Source organism: Franzmannia pantelleriensis, assembly GCF_900102875.1.
GTDB classification, from domain to species: Bacteria; Pseudomonadota; Gammaproteobacteria; order Pseudomonadales; family Halomonadaceae; genus Franzmannia; species Franzmannia pantelleriensis.
Genome location: NZ_FNGH01000006.1, coordinates 93,099 through 115,686, shown reverse-complemented (window position 1 = coordinate 115,686; position 22,588 = coordinate 93,099). Strand labels below are relative to the sequence as shown.

21 protein-coding genes are annotated in these 22,588 nt (G+C 63.9%); 7 read left to right on the top strand and 14 right to left on the bottom strand.

What is annotated here, in order from left to right; all coding sequences use genetic code 11:
* The first annotated feature begins 99 nt into the window (after nucleotides 1-99).
* Nucleotides 100-1,014 carry a YihY/virulence factor BrkB family protein gene (locus BLT16_RS09040; RefSeq protein WP_089658210.1) on the top strand — a complete coding sequence of 305 codons (915 nt, stop codon included), beginning with the start codon at nucleotides 100-102 and terminating at the stop codon, nucleotides 1,012-1,014.
* An 8-nt stretch (nucleotides 1,015-1,022) separates the two neighbouring features.
* On the opposite strand, the gene BLT16_RS09035 is transcribed toward BLT16_RS09040, so the two are convergent.
* The 11 genes from BLT16_RS09035 to BLT16_RS08985 form a co-directional block, all read right to left on the bottom strand.
* A complete protein-coding gene (locus BLT16_RS09035) occupies nucleotides 1,023-1,241 on the bottom strand; it encodes a lipopolysaccharide assembly protein LapA domain-containing protein (protein ID WP_089658209.1) in 219 nt (72 codons plus the stop codon).
* Nucleotides 1,242-1,281: 40 nt separating this feature from the next.
* Nucleotides 1,282-1,878 carry an exopolysaccharide biosynthesis protein gene (locus BLT16_RS09030; protein ID WP_089658208.1) on the bottom strand — a complete coding sequence of 199 codons (597 nt, stop codon included), beginning with the start codon at nucleotides 1,876-1,878 and terminating at the stop codon, nucleotides 1,282-1,284.
* On the bottom strand, nucleotides 1,875-2,348 hold the full coding sequence (locus BLT16_RS09025) for a tellurite resistance TerB family protein (RefSeq protein WP_089658207.1): 474 nt from the start codon (nucleotides 2,346-2,348) through the stop codon (nucleotides 1,875-1,877). The genes BLT16_RS09030 and BLT16_RS09025 overlap by 4 nt, the downstream gene beginning before the upstream one ends.
* 15 nt (nucleotides 2,349-2,363) lie before the next feature.
* The gene (locus BLT16_RS09020) at nucleotides 2,364-2,885 is read right to left on the bottom strand and encodes a DUF1269 domain-containing protein (RefSeq protein WP_245701562.1); all 522 of its coding nucleotides are present in this window, start codon (nucleotides 2,883-2,885) and stop codon (nucleotides 2,364-2,366) included.
* 93 nt (nucleotides 2,886-2,978) lie between these two features.
* Nucleotides 2,979-3,986 (bottom strand): nucleoid-associated protein, encoded by a 1,008-nt coding sequence (locus tag BLT16_RS09015; protein ID WP_089658205.1) that lies wholly within the window; start codon nucleotides 3,984-3,986, stop codon nucleotides 2,979-2,981.
* Nucleotides 3,987-4,033: 47 nt separating this feature from the next.
* Nucleotides 4,034-4,795 carry an ABC transporter permease gene (locus BLT16_RS09010; protein ID WP_089658204.1) on the bottom strand — a complete coding sequence of 254 codons (762 nt, stop codon included), beginning with the start codon at nucleotides 4,793-4,795 and terminating at the stop codon, nucleotides 4,034-4,036.
* Complete coding sequence (locus tag BLT16_RS09005; protein ID WP_422717926.1) at nucleotides 4,792-5,784, bottom strand: ABC transporter ATP-binding protein; 993 nt, start codon at nucleotides 5,782-5,784, stop codon at nucleotides 4,792-4,794. The genes BLT16_RS09010 and BLT16_RS09005 overlap by 4 nt, the downstream gene beginning before the upstream one ends.
* Nucleotides 5,777-5,983, bottom strand: coding sequence for a DUF6494 family protein (locus tag BLT16_RS09000; RefSeq protein ID WP_089658202.1), 207 nt, complete (start codon nucleotides 5,981-5,983; stop codon nucleotides 5,777-5,779). The genes BLT16_RS09005 and BLT16_RS09000 overlap by 8 nt, the downstream gene beginning before the upstream one ends.
* Nucleotides 5,984-6,044: 61 nt before the next feature.
* Nucleotides 6,045-6,323 carry a peptidylprolyl isomerase gene (locus BLT16_RS08995; protein WP_089658201.1) on the bottom strand — a complete coding sequence of 93 codons (279 nt, stop codon included), beginning with the start codon at nucleotides 6,321-6,323 and terminating at the stop codon, nucleotides 6,045-6,047.
* Nucleotides 6,324-6,341: 18 nt separating this feature from the next.
* On the bottom strand, nucleotides 6,342-7,460 hold the full coding sequence (locus BLT16_RS08990; protein ID WP_245701560.1) for a serine hydrolase: 1,119 nt from the start codon (nucleotides 7,458-7,460) through the stop codon (nucleotides 6,342-6,344).
* Nucleotides 7,457-8,611 (bottom strand): heparan-alpha-glucosaminide N-acetyltransferase domain-containing protein, encoded by a 1,155-nt coding sequence (locus BLT16_RS08985; RefSeq protein WP_089658199.1) that lies wholly within the window; start codon nucleotides 8,609-8,611, stop codon nucleotides 7,457-7,459. The genes BLT16_RS08990 and BLT16_RS08985 overlap by 4 nt, the downstream gene beginning before the upstream one ends.
* A gap of 137 nt (nucleotides 8,612-8,748) precedes the next feature.
* Between BLT16_RS08985 and BLT16_RS08980 the strand changes: the two genes are divergently transcribed.
* Complete coding sequence (locus BLT16_RS08980; protein ID WP_089658198.1) at nucleotides 8,749-11,892, top strand: transglycosylase domain-containing protein; 3,144 nt, start codon at nucleotides 8,749-8,751, stop codon at nucleotides 11,890-11,892.
* An 8-nt stretch (nucleotides 11,893-11,900) separates the two neighbouring features.
* Here the strand turns inward: BLT16_RS08980 and BLT16_RS08975 are convergent, their stop codons facing one another.
* Nucleotides 11,901-12,305, bottom strand: coding sequence for a hypothetical protein (locus BLT16_RS08975; RefSeq protein ID WP_245701558.1), 405 nt, complete (start codon nucleotides 12,303-12,305; stop codon nucleotides 11,901-11,903).
* A gap of 104 nt (nucleotides 12,306-12,409) precedes the next feature.
* On the bottom strand, nucleotides 12,410-12,679 hold the full coding sequence (locus tag BLT16_RS08970; protein ID WP_089658197.1) for a hypothetical protein: 270 nt from the start codon (nucleotides 12,677-12,679) through the stop codon (nucleotides 12,410-12,412).
* A gap of 179 nt (nucleotides 12,680-12,858) precedes the next feature.
* Between BLT16_RS08970 and BLT16_RS08965 the strand changes: the two genes are divergently transcribed.
* The 3 genes from BLT16_RS08965 to BLT16_RS08955 all read left to right on the top strand — a co-directional run bounded on the left by BLT16_RS08965 (nucleotide 12,859) and on the right by BLT16_RS08955 (nucleotide 16,215).
* Entirely contained in the window at nucleotides 12,859-13,488 is a 630-nt protein-coding gene (locus BLT16_RS08965) for a glutathione S-transferase family protein (protein ID WP_089658196.1), read from the top strand.
* Between the two features lie 115 nt (nucleotides 13,489-13,603).
* Complete coding sequence (gene thiI, locus BLT16_RS08960) at nucleotides 13,604-15,088, top strand: tRNA uracil 4-sulfurtransferase ThiI (RefSeq protein WP_089658195.1); 1,485 nt, start codon at nucleotides 13,604-13,606, stop codon at nucleotides 15,086-15,088.
* Between the two features lie 26 nt (nucleotides 15,089-15,114).
* Nucleotides 15,115-16,215 (top strand): LBF_2804 family protein, encoded by a 1,101-nt coding sequence (locus tag BLT16_RS08955; RefSeq protein WP_143025056.1) that lies wholly within the window; start codon nucleotides 15,115-15,117, stop codon nucleotides 16,213-16,215.
* 6 nt (nucleotides 16,216-16,221) lie between these two features.
* On the opposite strand, the gene BLT16_RS08950 is transcribed toward BLT16_RS08955, so the two are convergent.
* A complete protein-coding gene (locus tag BLT16_RS08950) occupies nucleotides 16,222-18,597 on the bottom strand; it encodes a DNA polymerase II (protein ID WP_245701556.1) in 2,376 nt (791 codons plus the stop codon).
* Nucleotides 18,598-18,750: 153 nt separating this feature from the next.
* Here BLT16_RS08950 and metG point away from each other — a divergent pair, with 153 nt between their 5' ends.
* Nucleotides 18,751-20,796, top strand: a complete 2,046-nt coding sequence (metG, locus tag BLT16_RS08945) for a methionine--tRNA ligase (protein ID WP_089658192.1) — start codon at nucleotides 18,751-18,753, stop codon at nucleotides 20,794-20,796.
* A 147-nt stretch (nucleotides 20,797-20,943) separates the two neighbouring features.
* Nucleotides 20,944-22,542, top strand: a complete 1,599-nt coding sequence (locus BLT16_RS08940; RefSeq protein ID WP_089658191.1) for a sensor domain-containing diguanylate cyclase — start codon at nucleotides 20,944-20,946, stop codon at nucleotides 22,540-22,542.
* Nucleotides 22,543-22,588: the final 46 nt, after the last annotated feature.

The following is a 22,588-nucleotide window of genomic DNA, read 5'->3' as shown; positions in this document are numbered from 1 at the left end:
AGTGCGGCGAAGCGTACCCTGAGTCTCAGGCTGGAACGCAGGTTACGACAACCGCGAGGCTACGGATAGCATAGCCGCTATATTCATCAGGAGACATGGATGCAACTCAGGCGCCACCGCTACGCCACGCTGCTGCCTCGCCTGGCCCACTTCGCCTGGCGGGTGGTGACGGCCTTCATGCGCAACCGCGGCATCCTGCTGGCAGGCGGGGTAGGCTATAACGTGATGCTGTCGGTGGTGCCATTGCTGGCCCTGCTTGGGGTGCTGCTGGCAAGCGTCGTCGACGAGCAGCAATTGCTCGGGGTGATGGCAGTGCAGACTCAACACCTGGCACCGGCACATGCCGATATCCTGCTCGACGCAGTGCGCGCGCTGATCGACTCGCGTGATGCCATCGGCACCCTTGGACTGCTGGTGCTGCTGCTGTTCAGCTCGTTCGCCTTTCGCATGCTCGAGGACGCCATGGCGATCATCTTCCATCAGCCCGACAACCCCAGCCGCCGCAGCGCCTGGGTCTCGGCACTGTTGCCCTATGCGTTCATGCTAGTGCTCGGCGGCGGCATACTGGGCCTGACACTACTGGTATCGACGGCCAGCGCCATCAACGATCTGTGGCTGGCGATACTCGGCCGTGAACTGCCGCTGGCGGGCCTCTCCTGGGCGGCGCTAAACCTGTTGAGTTTCGTGGGCGTATTCGCACTGTTCAGCGCCGTCTACAAGGTACTGCCAGTGGTGCGTATTGCGCTGCGCCGGGCGCTGGTCGGCGGCTTCGTCGCCGCCCTGCTATGGGAGGGGGTCAGGCTGCTGCTGGTGGTCTACTTCGCGCAGATTTCATTCGTCAACGTGGTCTACGGCTCACTTGCCACCCTGATCGTGGTACTGCTGAGCCTCGAAATCGGCGCCATCATTCTACTGCTGGGCGGGCAGGTCATCGCCGAACTCGAGCACAGTGACCGGGTCGGTGTTGCCTGGCATGTCGACCCGCGCCACGCGGTGATCACCACCGTGGAGTAGCCAGCGGCTCAGCGCCGATGCTCCCGCGAGCGCAGGCGCCTGATCAATGCCATCAGGCTCTTGCCGCTGACCATGCCCAGCACATAGATCACCACCAGCAACAGCGCCAACGGCAGCGACAGACTCCAGGTCAGGAACGTGACCTCGACCACGCGGATGTTCTGCACGAACAGCACCACGATGATCAGCGTGATCAGGATCTTGAGAATCAGGTATACCTTGTCCATGGCAAGCGTCCTTTCGAGAGAGGCCAGGCCAGGGCTCGACTCAGCCGAGCCCTGCAACGATAGCGACCAGCGTAGCAACGCTGACCGTAAAGGCGAACAGCGCCGCCACGCCATCTTCGGACATCAGTGCCAGGCCGAAACCGCTCAGCGCAAGCCCGGCGCCGTTAGCCGAGAACGGCACCAACTCCATGGGCGGCATCATCAACGCCACCCCAATGCAGCAGATCGCCATGGCCGTGACGGCGTGATCGCCGACCAACGCCTGCCAGCGCCGCCGCAGCAGCGCGTCGAGCGGTCTTGCCACCGGGGCCAACCAGCGGCTCGCCTTGTGCAGCGACGTGAGGGCCACACTGCGCGTCAGTAGCCAGCGTGGCAGCCAAATAGCGCGCCGCTGCAGCAGCAGCTGCACGGCGACCAGCAGCACCAGGCCAGCCATCAGGGTGGGCACGCCGGGAATGCCGCCGATCACCGGCACCACGGTGACGATACCGGCAAGCAACAACAGCGGACCGAAGGCCCGCCGCCCCAGGGTTTCCATGACATCCTCGAGACTGACGCGCCCATCAGGCCTATCAATGTGCTCAAGGCGTTCGAGCATCTCGCCGAGTGTCTGCGGCGGCGAGTCGCTCCCGCTCATGCAGGTTCCTCGTCGGATCCTCGCGCGTCCTGCACCGCAAGCTTAGCGAGTATGAAGTCGCTGTGCCCGACGTGGAGCAGATCCGCCAAACGCCGGATTCGGTGCTCCTCGAGTGGGTCGATGCTGCCATCGGCCCAGGCTAGCTGCCACATCAGCTGCACCAGCTCGCAGCGCTGCGGGTAGCCATAGTGCTCCTTGATCAGGCTGACGAACTGATAATGGTCGACGGCTTCCTCGACCTCGCGCCGGGCAAGCGTCATCAGCTCGTCGACGGCGACATCTGTGAGGTGGTAGCGCTCAACCAGCATGCGACGCAGAGTATCGAGCTCCGCGTCACTGGTGTCGTAGTCAGCGCGCATCACCTCGCAGAGTAGTGCTGCCGTCGCCAGCTCCAGCGTCAGGCCACGATCTTCCCTGGCCTCGGGTTCGGCCAGGGTGCGCTGAAAGAACTGCTGTATCGCATCGAGCATGCGTTAACGACTCCTTCAGTGGCCCTGGCCGACCGGCTTGGACTCGTCGCGAGGTGTGATCTGATCAATGACCACCTCAGGGTGATGACGGCGCACCATCTCTTTCACCGTTTCCTCTCGGTCGCTAGGCACATCGGCGATCATCATCAGCGCTCCGCGATTAAGCGCCTTCTTGTACTTGTCGACCTTCACGTCCTTGACGGATATACCCACCATGGTGCTGGTCCACAGACCGAACAGACCGCCAAACACGGCCATCGCCGGCACGATTATGATCAGACTCGGCCCCAGTACGAGGTGAATGATGACACCCAGCACCGCGCCCAGCCCGGCGCCAACCGGCACCCCACGCTTGGGAGCATTCATCACATCAGTGGTCTCACGCACGGTGGCCACCGGCACACCCTCACGCTCGAGCGGCTTCCAGTTGCGCCCCACCACGTGGAGGTCGTCTTTGGTCAAGCCCATCTGACTCAGCTCGTCGGCGATATCCGAGGTGATATTGGCATTGGGTGTCAGAAAATACAGGCGTTGCATGATGATACTCCCCTTCCTTGTTAGCGATCCCCGAGGCGTCCGCCTCGGCGTTCAACCCCATGTGTCTCTTACTAGCGACAAGTATAGTCGAGATTACGTTCCCTTCTGACGCTGTTTGAGCTGTTCGCGGAGTTGGCTGGGCAGGGTCTTGATGATCAGCCGTTCGCGGGTCTCATCGTACTCGACGCTCGATCCCAGCAGGTGCGAATCGAAACTGATCGAGACACCTGCGGCGCGCCCGGTGAAACGACGAAACTGGTTGAGAGTGCGCTTGTCCGGAGGTATTTCCGGCGCCAACCCGTAATCGGCGTGCCGGATATGCTCATAGAACGCCTTGGGCTGCTGTTCATCGACCAGCGCCGAGAGCTCGTCGAGGGTGATGGGCTCGCCGCGGTTAAGCTGTTCGCTGGCATAGTCGACCAGAGTATCGGTCTTCTCGCGACTGGTGTCCTCGTCGAAGTCACTCTGTTCGACGTAGTCGCTGAACGCCTTGAGCAGGGTGCGCGTCTCGCTGGGCGCATCGATACTCTCCGCGACGCCGAGCAGCTCGAGCATGCTTTCCGCGAGTTTCTTGCCACCGCGATCCTTGAGGAAGGAGACATACTGAGTGCCAGGCGACTCGCTGCGCCACTGGCTGAGATTGATGCGTGCTGCCAGCGTCAGCTGGCCGAGGTTGAGCTGAGCGGCTGGCACCGCCTGATGATTGTCGTCGATCCCAATACCCTGGCGCTGCTGCACCAGCGCCAGGCTAAGGCTCTCCGCCTCACCGCGGCGGCTGTGGTCGAAGATGAGGTAGCCGCCTACCGACAGACGGTCCTCGAGTAGGCCGGCCAGTCGCTCGGCAATCGCCTGGGTGATATCGGCGAAGTCGCGTTCGCCGTCGAGGTAAGCTGCCAGCCAGCCGGCCAGCGGACTTGCCCCCTCACCCTCGGCGAACTGGCCCCAGCCCTTGGGCTTGGGGTTGTAGGCATCGCTGATGGCGGCCACCAGCTCACTCATGACCGCACTGTCAGGGTGCGCGGTCGCAGCCGCCTTGACCACCAGGCGGTCGTTGTCACTACTGGGTTCGAGACGATGGACGATACTTTGCAGTACGGGCATAGGTCACGTTTGAGCAAGTGGGAAAAGGCAGCCGTGAGCGCCAGCGCTCACGGCTTGAGGCGGTAGCCGGTGCGGAACATCCAGGCGATCACCGCCAGGCACAGGGCCAGGAAGACCAAAATCATGGTGACGCTGGCCATCAGGCTGACATCGCTGATGCCGTAGAAGCTCCAGCGAAACCCGCTGACCAGATAGAGCACCGGATTGAACAGGGTCAGGGTCTGCCATATCGGTGGCAGCATGTCGATGGAGTAGAAGCTACCGCCGAGAAAGGTCAGCGGGGTAATCACCAGCAGCGGTACCAGCTGCAGCTTGTCGAAGCCGTCAGCCCAAATGCCGATGATGAAACCCAGCAAGCTGAAGGTCACTGCGGTCAACACCAGGAAGGTTAGCATCCACAGCGGATGAGCAATCTCCAGGGGCACGAAGAAGCCTGCCGTGGCCAGGATGATCAGCCCCAGCACGATCGACTTGGTGGCCGCGGCACCAACATAGCCGATGACGATCTCGACATGCGAGATCGGCGCCGAGAGGAGTTCATAGATACTCCCCGAGAACTTGGGAAAGAAGATCCCGAACGAGGCATTGGAGACGCTCTGGGTCAGCAGCATCAGCATGATCAACCCCGGCACGATAAAGGCACCGTAGCTGACCCCTTCGATCTCGCTGATGCGCGAGCCGATGGCAGCACCGAATACCACGAAGTAGAGCGAGGTGGAGATCACCGGCGAGACGATGCTCTGCAGCAGCGTGCGACGCGTACGCGCCATCTCGGCGGCATAGATGGCGCGTACCGGGAACAGGTTCATGTCCGCTCCTTGACTAGATCGACGAAGATATCCTCCAGCGAACTCTGACGAGTATGCAGATCCTTGAAGGCAATGCCGGCAGCGTCGAGATCACCCAGAAGCGCAGTGATACTGCTTCCTTCATCACCATCGCGAGTGCCGTCGTAGGTATAGATCAGCTCGCTGCCGTCGGCGGCCAACTGCAGATCGTAGTCCGCCAGGGCCACCGGCACCTCGGCCAACGGTGCATGCAGGTGCAAGGTCAGCTGCTTGCTGCCGAGCTTGCGCATCAGCGCCGCCTTCTCTTCCACCAGTACGATCTGGCCGCCGTTGATCACGCCGATGCGATCGGCCATCTCTTCGGCTTCCTCGATATAGTGAGTCGTCAGAATGATGGTCACGCCGCTGTCACGCAGCTGTCTTACCACGTCCCACATATCACGGCGCAGCTCGACGTCGACCCCCGCGGTGGGCTCATCAAGAAACAGGATGCGCGGTTCGTGGGACAGCGCCTTGGCAATCAGCACCCGGCGCTTCATGCCGCCGGACAGGGTGATCAGGCGGTTGTTGCGCTTGTCCCAGAGCGCCAGCGACTTGAGCACCCGTTCGATGTGAGCCGGGTCCGGCGACTTGCCGAATAGCCCACGGCTGAAGCTGACCGTGTTCCACACCGTCTCGAAGGCCTCGTTGGTCAGCTCCTGCGGCACCAGACCGATCAGCGCGCGCGCCTGGCGGTAGTCGCGCACGTTGTCGAAGCCGTCGACGCGCACCTCGCCGCCGGAGGGATTGACCAGCCCGCAGACCACGCTGATCAGCGTGGTCTTGCCGGCACCGTTGGGGCCAAGCAAGGCGAATATCTCGCCGCGACGAATGCTGAGGTCGACCGCCTTGAGGGCATGGAAACCGCCGGCATAAACCTTGTCGAGACCGCTTATGCTGATCACCGGCTCGGCGACTGAACGGCTCGCGTCCGGGTCGTTGAGCCGCGACGCCTGATGCAGGTCATTCAAGCTCGATGGATCCATCGAAGGTGACGGTGAGATCGAGGCCCTCGACGTTGAGCGTCATGGTCGCCGGCAGCGACTCGTTACCGCTGAGACGCCCTTCGGCGCGGGCCTTGTCGACGGCCTGCTCGATTTCACGCTGCGAACTGACACCCACGGTCTTGAGAAACTTGCGCAGGCTCAGGTTGAAGGCTTCTTCGTTCATGACAGACTCCTAGGACAAAGGAGGCCCACCGACGCGCACCGATGGACTCCCTGTCAGTAGTTCAAGTGCGCTCGGTGACTTCCAGCAGATGATAGCCGAACTGGGTCTTGACCGGGCCCTGGACCTGATTCAGCTCGGCACTGAATACCACCTTGTCGAACTCGGGCACCATCTGGCCCGGGCCAAAGCGACCCAGATCGCCGCCCTGACGGCCCGAGGGACAGGACGAGTGGGCTTTGGCGACCTCGGCAAAATCCTTGCCGTCTTCGATCTCCTGCTTGAGGGCGAGACACTTCTCTTCAGTGTCGACCAGAATGTGACGTGCGCTGGCGCTTGCCATGGTTCGGTACTCCTGACATCAGTCTACGGATGGGACTGGCAAGCTTAGCACGCCACTGGCCTCGATGGCCGCCCCTACCTCGGCCAGCAGCCGTTCATGGGGCACTACGTCAATCGGGCCACGGGTACAGGCCACCACCGCCACCTCACGGGCCTCGCCGCGGTGGGCGATGCCGGCATCGCAGGTACGGCGATGCTGGGTGCCGGTCTTGTGAGCGAAGCGAACGTCGTCGCCAAAGCCCGCTTTGAGTCGCGCCTCACCGGAGCTCGTGCGCTGCATGATCGTTAGCAGCGCCTCGCGGCTGGCATCGCTCAGCCCGGCCTGTGCCGGACCACCGCGGACCAGGGTGGCAAGCAAATCGCCGAAGGCCGCCAGCGTGCCGGTATTGAGACGGCCGGCCTCGTAGGCGTCGAAGGCGGCATCGTAACCATCCAGCGCCAGTTCGCCAGGCGCCAGCCCGAGGCGCTCGGCGAAGGCGGCCACCCGCGTACCCAGATCATCATTGTGGCGCAGCGCGATATAGTCCATGCCACCGAGTTCGCGGGCGTCGGGATGAAGTTCACCGAACAGCGCCCGCCGCACCTCGAGCAGGCTGGTGATCTCACCCAGCTGGTCGGGGTCGCCCCCCGCGGCGGCCACCATCTCACGAGCACGACGGTTGCTGGCGGCAAGCCCCACTCGGCGAATCAGCATGTCGCTTGCGGTGTTGTCGCTGACGGTCAACATCTCGTCGAGCAGAAAGCCCAACGTCAGCCGACTGCCGGGCTCCTGCCAGTTGGTCTGGCCGGCGCCGTCGACGTAGTCGCTGCGGGTCAGGGTCATGCGCTCGTCGAGGCTCAGCGTACCCTCATCGCGTCGCGCGAAGACCTCCACCGCCACCGGCACCTTGATCAACGAGGCCAGGTACCACTGCCGCTCTCCCTGCCACGACAGTGCCTCGCCACTGTGCAGGTCCTGGACGTAGACACCGAGCTCACCGGCGAAATCACGCTCCAGCTCGGCCAGACGCCCCTCGAGCGGGGTCTGCCAGGCGCTACGCTTGTCGACCTGGTAGTACCAGTCGCCGTGCATCTCGTCGGCGTAGACAGCGACGCTCGCCAGCAGCAGCGTCATACAGCACAAAGCGCGGTATATCACTTGTTGGCTCCTATCCAGCGGGTCAGGGCGATCCAGCCTGCCGCACCCAGCACCAGGGCAACGCCGATGCCCAGTACCTGGGGGTAGCTGTAGACCTGCCAGCTGTCGAGCAGGAAACGCAGCACCAGGAAGATCGCCACGATATGAAAGATGAACGCCTTGAGGGCATCGGAACCGACCAACGTGATCGGCAACAGCAGTCGTGACAGCCGCTCGCCGCCGGCCAGCGCCGCCGCCAGGATGACCAGCGCACCGCCAATGCTGAACAGCATGAAGGCCAGCCCCGGTGGATGCTTGCCGACATTGCGCGCCACTGCCACCAAGGCAGCGTAAATATCGCCGCCGAGGGTAGCGATCACAAAGAACCCTGCCAACATGGCAACGCCCAGCCCCATCAGCGTCACCAACAGCCGACGCCGCCATATCGGGTCAAAGTAGCAGCGCAATAGCGCTTCGCCGATCAACAGCCCGGCCATGATCAATGGCGCACGGGACAGCTGCCCCCAGGCATAGTGATCCTCGTGGTCGACCAGCAAGGCCTGGAGAATCTCCAGGTCGCCAAAATCGATGCCCTGCAGCCAGGCAGCCAGCGCCGTAACCAGAAACATCGCTGCCAGACGCCCCCATAGCGGGGCCCGCGCCCACAGCGGCAGCACCAGCGGCACCCACACCAAGGCAAGCGCATAGAAACCGAGGATCTCGACCCAGATTGCAAAGTTATGCCACAGCAGGGTGTCGAGTATGTCCTCAGGCGCATACAGCGGCAGCATCTCGACGACGGTCAGCGCCTTGTACCAGAACAGCACCTCCACCCCGCGCAGCCACAGTTTGAGGCGACGTCGCGGCCAGTCTGCGCCACGCGCATGGGGTAGGAAAGCCACCGCCAGCGCAATGCCGAACACCAGAATGAACAGCGATGAAGAGAACTTGGTGAGCAGATGCACCGGCACCATGCCCCAATCCGGGACCAGGCGCAGGCCCAGTAGTCCACTCACGGCGTGACTGACGATCATCAGCGCGATCGCCACGCCACGTGCCAGGTCGATGGCCGCGATACGGCCCTCGGCACGCGGCAGCCGCGGCGCTTCGCGCAGGAGATGCCAACGCACACCCGCGCTAGCGCGCGGCAACTCGGCGGTAGTGTGGGTCATGGAACTCGTCCCTGTGTCGACCATGAGAAAGAATAAATAAAGGCATCCACTTTTGCGTACGCAGACTACGCTACAAAGTAAGGCGAAGCTTATGCCGAAATCACCTTATCGGGCTACGTATGCGCTGGGGGTGGCACATGAGCGCAACCGTCTCGTCTCATGCAGGGCAGACGTCAGCGGGCCACAGTGAGCTGGTGCCACTGCCGCAGCCGGTCAAGCGCCGCCACTGGCTGCGCAATACCCTGCTGATCTTACTGGCGCTGATGTCGATCAGCCTGGTCACGCTATTGGTCGCTGAAGCGCGCACCTCGCACTTCCAGGCTCAAGAACTATCACGCTATGCCGGCACCCTCACCTATACCTTATCGCCGGGGCCCAGTGAACGCATCGTGTTTCCGCAGTACGGTCCCTTTGACATCCGCCTCGGCTATACCCGCCTGCCGCAGTTCGAGGCACGCCTGCGCGCCCGCGACTTCGTGGTCGAGCGCCAGGCACGCTTCTCACCGGCACTGCTCGACTACACCCAACGGGGGTTTTTCCCACCCTACGCCGAAAAGACCCGCGCCGGGCTGACGCTGCAGGAGTGCCGCGGCGAGACGCTATACACCTTCCGCCACCCACAACGCCACTATCCGCATTTCGATGCCGTCCCACCGCTGGTGCTGCAGGTACTGCTGTTCATCGAGAACCGCGAACTGCTCGACGCCCGCTCGCCCTACGCCAACCCGGCAGTGGACTGGCCGCGCTTCGCCAAGGCGGCGATGTCGCAGGTGGGGCGCGCCCTGGATATCTCGGGGCAATCATCCGGTGGCAGTACCCTGGCCACCCAGGTAGAGAAGTATCGCCATTCCCCGCAGGGCATGACCGGCTCGGCCCGCGAGAAGCTGCGCCAGATGATCTCTGCCAGCGTACGCGGCTACCGCCAGGGGCCACAGACCCTGGCCGCTCGTCAGGACGTGGCACTCGACTACCTCAACAGCGTGCCGCTTTCGGCCGCACCGGGCTACGGTGAAGTGCACGGCATCGGCGACGGCCTGTGGGTGTGGTTCGATACCGACTTCGATGCCCTCAATCGGCTGTTGGTCCCCAGCTTCAACGGACCCGCCAACCTGCAGCAGCAGGGGCTCGCGCTGCGCCAGGTGGTGGCGCTGATGATCGCCCAACGCCGCCCCTCCTGGTACCTCACCACCGGCCGCCAGAGTCTAGAACGACTCACCGACAGCTACCTGCGAATCCTCGCCGAGGCCGACGTCATCGACCCGCTGCTGCGCGACGCGGCGCTGGCCCAGCAGCTGAGTTTCCGCGACTTCGCTCGCGATCCGGTGCGCCTTCAGGTCGAGCGTGACAAGGGGCTGCAGGTTGCCCGTGGTCAGCTCGGCGGCTTGCTCGGCAGCTCCTTCTATGACCTCGACCGCCTCGATCTCTCGGCACGCACCACGCTGCACGGCGGCCTGCAGCGTCAGGTCACCGACTACCTTTATCGCCTTGCCGACCCCGAATTCGCCGACGAGATCGGCCTGATCGGCGAGCGCTTGCTGTCACCTGAGAAGACTGCCGAGGTCAACTATAGCTTCACGCTGTTCGAGCGCGGCGAAGACGGCTATCGCGTACGCATTCAGACCGACAACACCGGCCAGCCCTTCGACATCAACGAGGGCAGCAAGCTGGAGCTCGGCTCCACCGCCAAGCTGCGCGTGCTCGCCACCTACCTGGAAGTCATCGCCGAGCTCCACCAGCGTCATGCAGGGAAACCGATCGACGCACTGCGCGCCATCGAGGTCGACCGTCAGGATGCGCTGAGCCGCTGGGTCATCGACCAGCTGACCACCCACCCCGAGCTGGCACTGCGCGAGCTGCTCGACGCGGCCATGCAGCGCCGCTATTCGGCTAGCCCCCACGAAGCCTTCTTCACCGGTGGCGGACGTCACACCTTCAGCAACTTCCGGCGCGAGGACAACGGCCGCAACCCGACCCTCAGCGAGTCGATGCAAGAGTCTCTCAACCTGCCCTTCGTACGCCTGCTACGCGACCTGGTGCGCTACAGCATTCACCAGAACGAGCGCCGCAGCCAGCTGCTCGAGGATGATCAGGACCCGCGCCGCCAGGACTACCTGCAGCGCTTCGCCGATCGCGAAGGCCGGGTCTTCCTGCAGCGCTTCTGGAGAAAGTACCGCGACAAGGAGAGCGACGAGCGACTGGCGCTGTTCCTCGACGGGCTGCGCACCACGGCCCCACGCCTGTCGGCGGTGCATCGCTACCTGTTCCCGGAGGCGGACGAGGCCAGTTTTGGTGCCTTCATCCGCGAACGGTTGCCCAACGAGGTGCTTAGCGAGCAGCGCATCGCGTCGCTCTATCGCAACTATGCACCGGGCAGCTACGATCTCTCCGATCAGGGCTATATCGCGCGGGTACATCCGCTTGAGCTGTGGCTGCTGGGCTACCTGCTCGATCATCCCGAGGCCACTTTCGGCGAAGCCGCTCACGCCAGCCGCAGTGAGCGCCAGGAAGTCTACGGCTGGCTGTTCAAGACCCGCCACCGTAATGCGCGAGACGTGCGCATCCGCACCATGCTCGAGGTCGAGGCATTTCTCGACATCCATCAGCGCTGGGCGCGACTCGGCTATCCGTTTGAGCACCTGGTCCCATCGCTGGCCACCGCCGTGGGCAGCTCGGGGGACCGTCCGGCGGCGCTGGCCGAGTTGATGGGGATCATTCTCAACGACGGCGTGCGCCTGCCGACGCTGCGCATCGATGACCTGCACTTCGCCGCTGACACCCCCTATGAGACCCGCTTCGTGCCAGCCGGCACCCGCGGTCAGCGGGTCATGGAAGCCGAGGTGGCCGCGGTACTGCGCGAGACGCTCTCCGAGGTGGTCGAAGGCGGCACCGCCCGCCGCCTGCAAGGCAGCTTCAGCCTCGACGAGGAGACACCGCTGGTGATGGGTGGCAAGACCGGCACCGGTAATAACCGCTTCGAAACCGTGGGGCGTGGCGGCCAGGTGCTCAGCTCTCAGGCGCGCAACCGCACCGCCACCTTCGTCTTCTACCTGGGCGACGACCACTTCGGCACCTTAACCGCCTTCGTCCCGGGCAGCACCGCGGATAACTTCCGTTTCACCTCGGCGCTGCCGGTGCAGGTACTCAAGGGCATGCAGGAGATCCTGCGACCGCTGTTGGCCCAGGAAGGCGACGGCTGCCTGCCGGGCAGCGGTCAGGAGCTGCTGGTCGCCGAGCATCGTGTCGCCCCAGGATCGGCCAGCGCACGCGCGTCGGACGACTAGCCAATCGGCTACTCTTCCAACACGACCAGGCTCGACACCGTCAAACGGCGGCCGCCGCGCTCGCTGAGGCGGAAGGTGCCGCTCACTTGCACCCGCTGCCCAAGCTGCTCGACCACAGCGTCATGGGGAAACAGCTCGACGCGGTTGAGATCCTGATCCTCGATCCAGTAGTGCAGCGGGTCATCGAAGCGCCGCACCACGCCCTGGGTGACCACGCGCTGGCCATCATAGGCGCTGCCCTCTCCGGCCAGCACGTACAGCGGCACCTCACGGTCGTCCCCGCCGCCACAGCCGCTCAAGTTGATTGTCATCGCCACTATTAGCATTAGCGACGCCACCAGTCGCAGCCACATCCGCGACGAAGGCAGGATCTGATGCCACATCGCTTGGTTCCCGAAGTGCGTCTTGGACATGGACGTTGCTCCTGCCGAGATCGAGGGAGTAATAGCATACTAAACGCAGCGACCCCGGTGTGAGAGACACACCGGGGTCGCTGTGATGGGGCCAGCCGCGGGGATCAGCGGCAGGGCACCACCTTGCGCATGGTGTCCTTGGCCCAGAGCGTCTGGCCATCGGGCGTCTTGCCATGCTCACTCCAGCGCTCGGTAATCTCGAGACAGAAGGAGCCGGCATTTTCGGTACGCCGATCCGGGTTGGCCGGACGCTCACCGCCAATCCTCAGGACATCGGGATTGTCGGTGGTATAGCGTGGCGCAATGGTATTGCTGGCACAGCCGGTGGCGAAGGCAGCCACCAGCAGAATGGGTAAACAGCGGCGCAGAGGCATGTTCACGAACCCTCGAAGAGCGTTGATAGGCCCGGCACAGATTGCCGGTAGCGCTAGATATCACCGCTTTCAGATCCGCGTCAACACTTTTCGAACAGCGTTTGACATCATCACCATGACAGCTCACCGCATCTATGCGACGCTGGCTAATCGATCCCCTTCGCCACGAGGCTGCGCGCATGATCGATTTCTGGACCTGGACCACCCCCAACGGCCGCAAGGTCTCGATTCTGCTCGAGGAACTGGGGCTCGATTACCGCACCCATGCGGTCGACCTCACCCAGGGCGAGCAGCATACGCCAGGATTTCTCGCCGTTAGCCCCAACAACAAGATTCCCGCGCTACGCGATGAGGAAACCGGGGTCACGCTGATGGAGTCGGGAGCGATCATGTACTACCTGGCCGAACGCCATGGGCGCTTCCTGCCTGCCGAAGGCGAGCCACGCTACCGAGTGATGGAGTGGCTGATGTGGCAAATGGGTGGCCTGGGGCCGATCCTCGGCCAGACGCATCACTTCCTGCACTTCAATCCCGGCAAGGCGGCCTATGCCGAGACGCGCTTCTTCGACGAGACCCAGCGCCTCTATCGAGTGCTGGATACCCGCCTCGACGAGCGAGCCTATCTAGCCGGCGACTACTCCATCGCCGACATGGCGGTGTGGCCCTGGGTCTCGCGCTTCGAGTGGCAGCGCATCGACCTCGACGCCTATCCCGCCGTCAAACGCTGGTACCTCGAGATCGCCGCCCGCGCGGCGGTACAGCGCGGCTACCACAGCCCGCACAAGGTCAACGAGATTCCACTGCCCTGAATCACGCGTTTCTGCCGCCGTAGCGAGGAGCGCCGGCGGTAGGTCGAAGAGGAGGTTCTACGCCATGGGGGAGGATTGCTACCATAGCCGTTCGTGACCTGTCGAAGTGAAACGCATGCGCTATCGGATCAAGCTGTTTGGCGAAATTACCATCAAGTCGCGCTCGGTGCGCAAGGAGATGGTGCGCTGCCTGCGCACCAATATCCGTAATACGCTGCGTGATATCGACCCGACGGTGCGGGTCGCCGATCACTGGGACGCGCTGGAGATTCGCCCCTCGGCGCCGCTCGATGACGCGGCACATGCCACCATCGAGGCCAGCCTGACCCGCATCCCCGGCATTCATGAAGTGCAGGTGGTAGAGGCGCATCCCTTTACCGATTTTGCCACCGCGGCCGAGCGGCTGGTACCGCTATGGCGCGAAGCCCTCCCGGGCCGACGCTTCCGGGTCAGTGTCAAACGCCGCGGCCAGCACGACTTCAGCTCGGAAGACCTCGAACGCTACCTGGGCAGCGCCCTGCTCGATGCCGTGCCCAGTGCACGCGTCGACCTACGCCATCCCGAGATCGACGTTGGCCTGGAACTCAAGGATCGTCGGCTACTCCTGGTCAGCCGACGGCTGCCGGGACTCGGCGGCTATCCGCTGGGGACCCAGGGCCAGGCATTGGCGCTGATCTCTGGCGGCTTCGATTCTCCGGTGGCCGCCTGGCGCCTGATGCGTCGCGGTCTCAAGACCCACTTTGTGTTCTTCAATCTCGGTGGGCCGGCCCATGAACAGGGCGTTCGCGAGGTCACCCACCATCTCTGGCAGCAGTATAGCGCCTCGCATCGTGTCAATTTCATCAGCGTGCCCTTCGACGGCGTGGTCGACGAGATTCAGCGTCAGGTACCTGCCGGCCTGGCCGGGGTGGTGCTCAAGCGCATGATGTTGCGCGCTGCCAACCGCGTCGCTGCCCGCGCCCGGCTCCCGGCGCTGGTCACCGGCGACGCCCTGGCGCAGGTCTCGAGCCAGAGCCTGGCCAACCTGGGGCTGATCGATGCGGTCAGCGAGCGGCCGATCCTGCGGCCACTGGTCGCCAGCGACAAGCAGACGATCATCGCCGACGCCCGGCACATCGGTACCGCCCGCTTTGCCGAGGCACTGCCGGAGTATTGCGGCGTGATGTCGCATCGCCCCCACGTGCGCCCCAGCCCGGCTCAGATCGAGGCCGCCGAAGCAGGCTTCGATGATGCCATACTCGAGGCGGCCATCGCGGCAGCGAGCATGACCCGCAGCGACCGCCTGCTGGAGAGCGCCCCGACGCTTGCCGAGATCGACGAGATCGCCACCCCCGGTGCGTTGCTCGATGCACCTGACGCCACCGTGATCGACATCCGCCACCCCGATGAACGCGAGGCTGCGCCGCTCACGCTACCTCGGGGCGAACCGCTGGCGATTCCGTTCTTCGAGCTTGCCCAACGCGCGCCCTCCTTGCCACGCCGGCGCTACCTGCTCTACTGCGAGCAGGGCGTGATGAGCCGCATGCAGGCACTGCATCTCGCCGACCGCGGCCTTGCCCACTTCGGCGTCTACCGGGGCGATGACCGAGGCAGGGTGTGAGCCCGCCGTCACCGGACAGAGAGTATGTGACAACACCCAGCATGCTCGAGCGCTGGGCCGGCGACTACCTGGCACAGCGCCATCCCCGCCGGGCATTGCCATCGCGGGCACGCAGCGATGCCGAACGTCGGGCGCTGTCCCGCAGTTGCCGACGTACCGTGCTCTACGCCGCCCTGGCCGGCATCCTCTCCGGCGCCGTGATCGGCGGCATGGAGTGGTACATGCGTCAGGCCGTTGCCGGCGGCCTGCAGGACATGTCACTCACCGAGCAGTTGCCCTACTGGGCCGGCTTTCTTGCCGTGGCCGGGGTCGTGAGTGCCATCGAGATCCTGTTCCTGTACTGGAATGCGCTGCGCGGGGTGCTGGCAGTGAGCCGCATCGCCGAGGTGCCGCTGCAGCATGGCCCTCATGGGCTGCTGATCAAGCGTGGCCTGGCGCGGGTGGCGCTGGAGTTTCCCAGCCCCCGCGACCGCGTCTACGGTATCGATCCCTACGCCCAGATGCAGCGCTGGAAACTCACCGCCCGCGCCCTGCTGTATCGCATGAAGGTCGGCGTCACCAGCTTCGTGCTGCGCATCCTGATGCGGCGGATCTTCGGCCGCATGGCGCTGCGCGGCCTACTGCCACTGATCACCGGCCCGCTGTATGCCGTATGGAACGGCCTGATCAGCTACTGGATCATGCAGCAGGCGCGCGAGAATGCGCTCGGCCCCTTCGCCATCGACAGCCTGATAGCCGACCTCGAGCAGCACCTAGAGCGCCTTGGCGATAGCGCCCGCGAGGCGATCCTGCACAGCGTTGGCGAAATGCTCATGCGCCACCAGGACGCCCACGCCAACCACGTCTATCTGCTGTCGCGGCTGCTCGACGCCTTCGCCTGGGAAAGCCACAGGCTCGATATCGACTGGCCTCGCCAGGCGCGCTCCCTTGACCGGCTGAGCGAGGCCGAACGGCGCTGGCTACTGGATATCCTCGGCCTGGCAGCGGTGCTGGTCGGCCCATTGCGCGGGCGCCGCAAGGCATTCCTCGAGGAGGTATACCGTAACTGCGGGGAGCCTTTCGCCACGGCCCGATTGGACCGCCTGCGCCGTGCCGTGATGAACGGAGAAGCACTGTCCCACGCCTAGGCATGCCTAGAACAGGCCCAGCTGCTGGTCGATCAAGGCGCTGAAATCATCGCCGACGAACGGCAGAATGGCATCCGCCACCGGCTGCAGCTGTCGCTCGATATAATGCTGATAGTCGATAGCCGAGCGGCGCAGCTCCAGCGGCTCGGGACCGGCTACGGTGATCACGTAATGGATCCAGCCGCCATGCTGGTACTGACGCGGACGCCCAAGACGCTCGTTCAGCTCATCGGCCATGCGGGCAGCGCGAACGTGGGGCGGCACGTTGCGCTGGTAGTCGCCAAGCTTGCGGCGCAGCCGCTTGCGGTACACCAGTTGGTCGTCGTACTCCCCTGCCAGGGTGCGGCGCACGTAGTCGCGTACAAAGTCGCGGTAGGGCTCAGCGAGAAATATCCGCCGGTAGAGGCGCTGCTGGAAGGTCTTGGCCAGCCCCGTCCAGTCGGCACGCACCGCCTCGAGCCCCTTGAATACCAGCTGCGGCTGCCCCTCGGCATCGTCGATCACCCCCGCATAGCGTTTCTTGCTACCCTCCTCGGCGCCGCGAATGGTGGGCATCAAGAAGCGCCGGTAGTGGGTCTCGAACTGCAGCTCCAGGGCACTCTCCAGGCCATAGGTCGCGTGTAGATGATCGCGCCACCAGGCGTTGACCCCGGCCGCCAAACGGCGGCCGATGGCCTCGGCCGTAGCGCCATCGTGGGCGCCCTGGAGCCACACGAAGGTGGAATCGGTATCGCCGTAGATCACCGTATAGCCTTCGGCCTCGATCAGTTCGCGAGTGCGCTGCATGATCTGGTGGCCGCGCAGGGTAATCGATGAGGCCAGCCGTGGATCGAAAAAACGGCAGCCCTTGGAACCGAGGACGCCGTAGAAGGCGTTCATGATGATCTTCAGCGCCTGGGAAAGCGGCGCATTGCCGTCTCGCTTGGCGGCCTCTCGGCCCTGCCATACCCGTGCCACGATCTGCGGTAGCGCGTGCCGGGTACGCGAGAACTGGGCACCGCGAAAGCCGGGTACTGTCAGACCGGTGCCGGGGTGAGCCTGCTCCTCGGCCAGGCCCGCCACCAGGCCGACCGGATCGATCAGGAAGGTACGGATGATCGATGGGTAGAGGCTCTTGAAATCGAGCACCAGCACCGAATCGTATAGCCCCGGGCGCGAGTCCATCACGAAACCGCCGGGGCTGTTGTCGCCCTGCAGCTCGCCGAGATTGGGCGCCACATAGCCGAGGCGATGCATGCGCGGCAGGTACAGGTGGGAGAAGGCCGCCACCGAGCCGCCCATGCGGTCGACGGGCAGGCCGGTCACCGCAGCCCGCTCGAGCAGGAAGTCCATCAGCTCGGTCTTGGCGAAAATCCTAGTGACCAGCTCGCAGTCCTTGAGGTTGTAACGTGCCAGCGCCGGCTTATCCTCGGCGAACATGCGGTTGATGTCGTCCATTCGCTGGTAGGGATTGTCGATGGCCTTACCCTCGCCGAGCAGCGTCTGGGCCACGTGCTCGAGGCTGAAGGAGGGAAACTGCCAGGTCGCCTGGCGCAGCGCTTCGATACCGTCGATGATCAACCGCCCCGGTGCCGAGGCGAAGTAGTGGTTGGACTGGCTGCCATGGGCACGCCAGCTCATCGCCTCGCCGCCACGACCGAGCCGCAGCGGCACGCCAAGGGATTCGGCATGCCGCTGCAGAATGCGCAGATCGAACTGCACCAGGTTCCAGCCGATGATGGCGTCCGGGTCGTGGCGGGCGATCCAGTCGTTGAGGCGCTCCAGTAGCTCGGCGCGGGTGGCGCAGTAGCGCAGACAGACATCTTCGAGCGTTGGCGCCGCGCTCCCCTGCTCGTCGAGCATATAGACCTGACGCTGGCCGCAGCCCTGCAGCGCGATCGAATAGAGCGCGCCGCGCTCGCTGGTCTCGATATCCAGCGAACAGAGCCTGAGCGTGGGACGGTAGTCATCGTCCGGCGTGAGCTCGACTTCGGGTAACCGCCCATCATCCAGTGCAGTGCCGTTGAAGCGCACGCCCGCGGTGATGAAGCGCTCCATCAGGTAGCGCTCCGGGGGGCGAATATCCGCCTCGAGCAGCGCGATGCCGGCGTCGCGCAGGCGCTTTTCCAGTTGCATCAACTGCCGCTGATAGGTGCAGTAGAGCCCCAGCACCGGGCGCTGCTGAAAATCACACAGAGCCAGCTCTCGCAGCGTCACGCTGGGGGCGCCTTCGAGCAGCCGCTCGACCCGCGCCCGCGCGTCGGCAGGGACGAATGCCACCGCGGGCCGCGCCGCTAGCACCAGATGCCGCGGGCCGGCGTCGCTCGCCACCCAGAATGACACCTCGCAGCCTTCCGGCGTATCTCGCCAGTGCCGGGTGAGTAGAAAGCCCTGCTGCGCCACCGTGATGTTCCGCCAGTTGGTTTCAAGCTGGGATGTTACGCGCTAGGGGCGCTGCTGTCGTCAAGCCACCAGTTGAGGTAGGGCACGGATGCAGCGGCGCGCGAAGATGGCTACAATCGGGGGTCTGATTTTTTGGGGAACGTCATCGCCACTATGTCCAACTCGCCACGCCACCACGCGCGCAAGATTCTCGTTACCAGCGCCCTGCCCTATGCCAACGGCGCCATTCATCTGGGCCACCTGCTGGAATATATCCAGACCGATATCTGGGTACGCTTTCAGAAGAGCCGCGGCAACGAGTGCCACTATGTCTGCGCCGACGACGCCCACGGCACCGCCATCATGCTGCGTGCCGAGCAGGAGGGCATTACCTCCGAGGCACTGATCGAGCGAGTGTCCCGCGAGCACCAGGCGGATTTTGCGCGCTTCGGCGTGGCCTTCGACAACTACCACTCGACCCACTCCGACGAGAACCGCACCTTCAGCGAGCTGATCTACACCCGCCTGCGCGATGCCGGCCATATCGCCACCCGCGATATCGAACAGATGTACGATCCGGTCAAGGGCCTGTTTCTCGCCGACCGCTTCATCAAGGGCACCTGTCCCAAGTGCAAGGCCGAGGACCAGTACGGCGACAACTGCGAGGCGTGCGGTGCCACCTATACGCCGGCCGAGCTGATCGATCCGGTCTCGGCGATCTCCGGTGCCACCCCGGAGGTGCGCAGCTCTACTCACTACTTTTTCAAGCTGCCGGAGTTCGCCGACTTCCTCAAGCGCTGGACCCGCGGCGACCACGTCCAGAGCCAGATCAGCAACAAGCTGCAGGAGTGGTTCGAGTCGGGGCTCAACGAGTGGGATATCTCCCGTGATGCGCCCTACTTCGGCTTCGAAATCCCCGACGCACCGGGCAAGTACTTCTATGTCTGGCTCGATGCGCCGATCGGCTACCTGGCCAGCTTCAAGCACCTCTGCGACCGCGAGGGCATCGACTTCGACGACTACTGGAAACGCGACAGCGACGCCGAGGTCTATCACTTCATCGGCAAGGATATCGTCTACTTCCACGCGCTGTTCTGGCCAGCGATGCTCGAGGGTGCCGACTTCCGCACCCCAACCGGGGTCAACTGCCACGGCTTCGTCACCGTCAACGGCGCCAAGATGTCCAAGTCGCGTGGCACCTTCATCAAGGCCGCAACCTACGCTGAGCATCTCAATCCCGAGTACCTGCGTTACTACTTCGCGGCCAAGCTGACGTCTGGGGTTGACGACCTGGACCTCAACCTCGAGGACTTCGCTCAGCGCGTCAACTCGGACCTGGTCGGCAAGGTGGTCAATATCGCCAGCCGCTGTGCCGGTTTCGTCAAAAAGCTTGGTGACGGCAAGCTGTCGGCCCACTGCGCCGAGCCGGAGCTGGTGGCCCGCTTTATTGCTGCCGGCGACAACATTGCCGCCGATTTTGAGGCACGTGAGTTTGGCCGTGCCATGCGCAAGGTGATGGAGCTCGCCGACGAGGCCAACGCCTATATCGCCGACACGGCGCCGTGGGTGCTGGCCAAGGAGCCCGGCCGCGAGCAGGAAGTGCTGGATATCTGCTCGGTGGGCGTCAACCTGTTCCGCCAACTGATGGTTTATCTGGCCCCGGTTGTGCCGGCCATGGCCGAGGGCGCGCGTGAATTCCTCAAACTCGACAGCCTCGCCTGGCATAGCCGCCACGAGGTGCTGCTGGATCACGAGGTCGCCAAGTTCAAGCCGCTGATGACTCGCGTCGAGCGCGACAAGATCGATGCCATGATCGAGGCATCCAAGGAGGACCTGGTGGAAGAGCAAAAACTCAAGGACGCCCCCAAGGGGCCGCTGAGCGATGACCCCATCGCCGCCGAGATCGCCTTCGACGACTTTATGAAGGTCGACCTGCGCATCGCCCGCATCGCCAAGGCCGACTACGTTGAGGGCGCCGACAAGCTGCTGCAGTTGACCCTCGACCTCGGCGGCGAGACCCGCACGGTCTTCTCCGGCATCCGCTCCGCCTACGCGCCGGAGGCACTCGAGGGACGCTTGACGGTGATGGTCGCCAACCTGGCACCGCGCAAGATGCGCTTCGGGGTCTCCGAGGGCATGGTGCTGGCCGCCGGCAACGACGACGGTATCTACCTGCTTTCGCCTGACTCCGGCGCCGAACCGGGCCAGCGCGTGGTTTAATACCTCAGCGGGGATCGCACAGCGGGCGCCTGGCATATCCAGGCGCCCGCTTTTTATGCGTCCTGAACTAAAGAATCGTTAGTGCTCGCCGATAGGCTTTGTAGGATATTTCGTACATAACCAGGCCACTTAGCGCCGGGGAGCCTGATGCCACGCACCTTCGCCTCGTTACGCCTTCGTTTCCTGCTCGCGCTGGGCGGTGTACTGTGCCTTGCGCTGCTGGCGTTGGTGCTGGTCGCCCGTTATCAGATCATGCCGATCCTGCTCGAGGACGAAGAGCAGTTCGCCGGTAGCGAACTCGACAGGGCCGAGCGCGCCATCGGCAGCGAGCTTGGCCACATGAGACGCGTGGTCGAGGACTGGGCCTGGTGGGACGACACCTACCAGTTCGTGCTCGGAGAACGGCCCGAGTATGTCGACTCCAATCTGTATCAGAGCACATTGGAAACCCTCGACCTCAAGATGATGATCTTTTTCGATGCTCAGCACCGCCCCGTCTGGGTAGCGGGCTTCGACGAGGACGGCGAGTTCACCTCATGTAATGGGTCGAAAACGCCCTGCCACTGGGTCGTTTCCTATATCGACGCCATGCAATCCAAGCTTGAGCGCCAGAGCGACGAGACTCAGACCTGGCTGCTGGCCAGTCCTGACATGGCCATGGCGTCCATGTCAGGCATCTACCGCAGTCACGAGACATCCCCCTCGGCCGGCTCGCTGCTGATGGTACGCCCGCTCTCGACGTCGTGGATCGAGCAGCTGCGCGACACTACCGGCATTGAACTGGACGTGAACAGCGTTTCGAACAGCAACGCCGACGCCAACGATAATCTGAGACGGGTATCATCGACCCGCATGGCCGCCAGCCGCACCCTCGACGCCATGCCCGACGATCACCTGATTCGCGTCGACGCACTGCTCCCCCGCCAGCGTTATCAGGCCAGCCTGGAGACCTTTCGGTTCGCCCTTTACTGGACCAGCGGTGTGCTGATCGTGACCCTGCTGATCGTCCTGTGGCTGCTCGAGAGCATCGTGCTGGCACCGATTCGCCAGCTCTCGCGATTCACTCAGCGCGTACACCTCGAGGCAGCACCGCCCCCAATGCCTGCGCACCTGCTGGCGCGTCGCGATGAAATCGGCACGCTGGCCCAGGAATTTCGCGACCTGGTCGACCACCACTACCAGCAGTCGTCGCTGCTACTCGAATTGTCACAGCACGATTCGTTGACCGGCCTTGCCAACCGTCGACTGTTCGATCAACGCCTCGAACAGGCGTTACACAGCGCCCAGGCCTCGGGCCATCAGGTCTCGGCATTGATGATCGATATCGACCATTTCAAGCTATACAACGATTACTACGGTCATCTTGCCGGCGATGATTGCCTGATTGCACTCGCCGAATGCATGCAGCAGCACCTAGGCGGCAAGCGTATCCTGGCGGCCCGCACTGGCGGCGAAGAATTCAGCGTACTGATGCCGGACACCTCTCTCCAAGCGGCCATGCTCCAGGCAGAGTCGCTGCGCTTGGCCATCGAAGCGCGTGCGCTTCCTCACGCCACGTCTCCCACCGCCCCCCACTTGACGGTCAGCATCGGCGTCGCCAGCTGTCACCCCACTGGGCTGGACGACGCCGTATCGCTGATGCAGGCCGCCGATCAGGCGCTCTACCGCGCCAAGGAGAGTGGCAGAAATCGGGTCGCAACCATCCCTGGCCATCGCCACGCGACTACCACGGCCCCTTCACAGTAGCCCAATGGCAGGCGGTACCCGCTCTCGCGCTAAGCACGTACAATAT

What these genes read in the sequence shown, in the direction of transcription:
- BLT16_RS08965 (WP_089658196.1), top strand. Translation starts at nt 12,859, where the DNA reads ATGATCGATTTCTGGACCTGGACCACCCCCAACGGCCGCAAGGTCTCG.
- BLT16_RS09035 (WP_089658209.1), bottom strand. Translation starts at nt 1,241, where the DNA reads ATGGACAAGGTATACCTGATTCTCAAGATCCTGATCACGCTGATCATC.
- BLT16_RS09010 (WP_089658204.1), bottom strand. Translation starts at nt 4,795, where the DNA reads ATGAACCTGTTCCCGGTACGCGCCATCTATGCCGCCGAGATGGCGCGT.
- BLT16_RS09030 (WP_089658208.1), bottom strand. Translation starts at nt 1,878, where the DNA reads ATGAGCGGGAGCGACTCGCCGCCGCAGACACTCGGCGAGATGCTCGAA.
- BLT16_RS09015 (WP_089658205.1), bottom strand. Translation starts at nt 3,986, where the DNA reads ATGCCCGTACTGCAAAGTATCGTCCATCGTCTCGAACCCAGTAGTGAC.
- BLT16_RS08985 (WP_089658199.1), bottom strand. Translation starts at nt 8,611, where the DNA reads ATGACCCACACTACCGCCGAGTTGCCGCGCGCTAGCGCGGGTGTGCGT.
- BLT16_RS08975 (WP_245701558.1), bottom strand. Translation starts at nt 12,305, where the DNA reads ATGTCCAAGACGCACTTCGGGAACCAAGCGATGTGGCATCAGATCCTG.
- BLT16_RS09025 (WP_089658207.1), bottom strand. Translation starts at nt 2,348, where the DNA reads ATGCTCGATGCGATACAGCAGTTCTTTCAGCGCACCCTGGCCGAACCC.
- BLT16_RS08995 (WP_089658201.1), bottom strand. Translation starts at nt 6,323, where the DNA reads ATGGCAAGCGCCAGCGCACGTCACATTCTGGTCGACACTGAAGAGAAG.
- BLT16_RS08970 (WP_089658197.1), bottom strand. Translation starts at nt 12,679, where the DNA reads ATGCCTCTGCGCCGCTGTTTACCCATTCTGCTGGTGGCTGCCTTCGCC.
- BLT16_RS08940 (WP_089658191.1), top strand. Translation starts at nt 20,944, where the DNA reads ATGCCACGCACCTTCGCCTCGTTACGCCTTCGTTTCCTGCTCGCGCTG.
- thiI (WP_089658195.1), top strand. Translation starts at nt 13,604, where the DNA reads ATGCGCTATCGGATCAAGCTGTTTGGCGAAATTACCATCAAGTCGCGC.
- BLT16_RS09020 (WP_245701562.1), bottom strand. Translation starts at nt 2,885, where the DNA reads ATGCAACGCCTGTATTTTCTGACACCCAATGCCAATATCACCTCGGAT.
- metG (WP_089658192.1), top strand. Translation starts at nt 18,751, where the DNA reads ATGTCCAACTCGCCACGCCACCACGCGCGCAAGATTCTCGTTACCAGC.
- BLT16_RS09000 (WP_089658202.1), bottom strand. Translation starts at nt 5,983, where the DNA reads ATGAACGAAGAAGCCTTCAACCTGAGCCTGCGCAAGTTTCTCAAGACC.
- BLT16_RS09040 (WP_089658210.1), top strand. Translation starts at nt 100, where the DNA reads ATGCAACTCAGGCGCCACCGCTACGCCACGCTGCTGCCTCGCCTGGCC.
- BLT16_RS08980 (WP_089658198.1), top strand. Translation starts at nt 8,749, where the DNA reads ATGAGCGCAACCGTCTCGTCTCATGCAGGGCAGACGTCAGCGGGCCAC.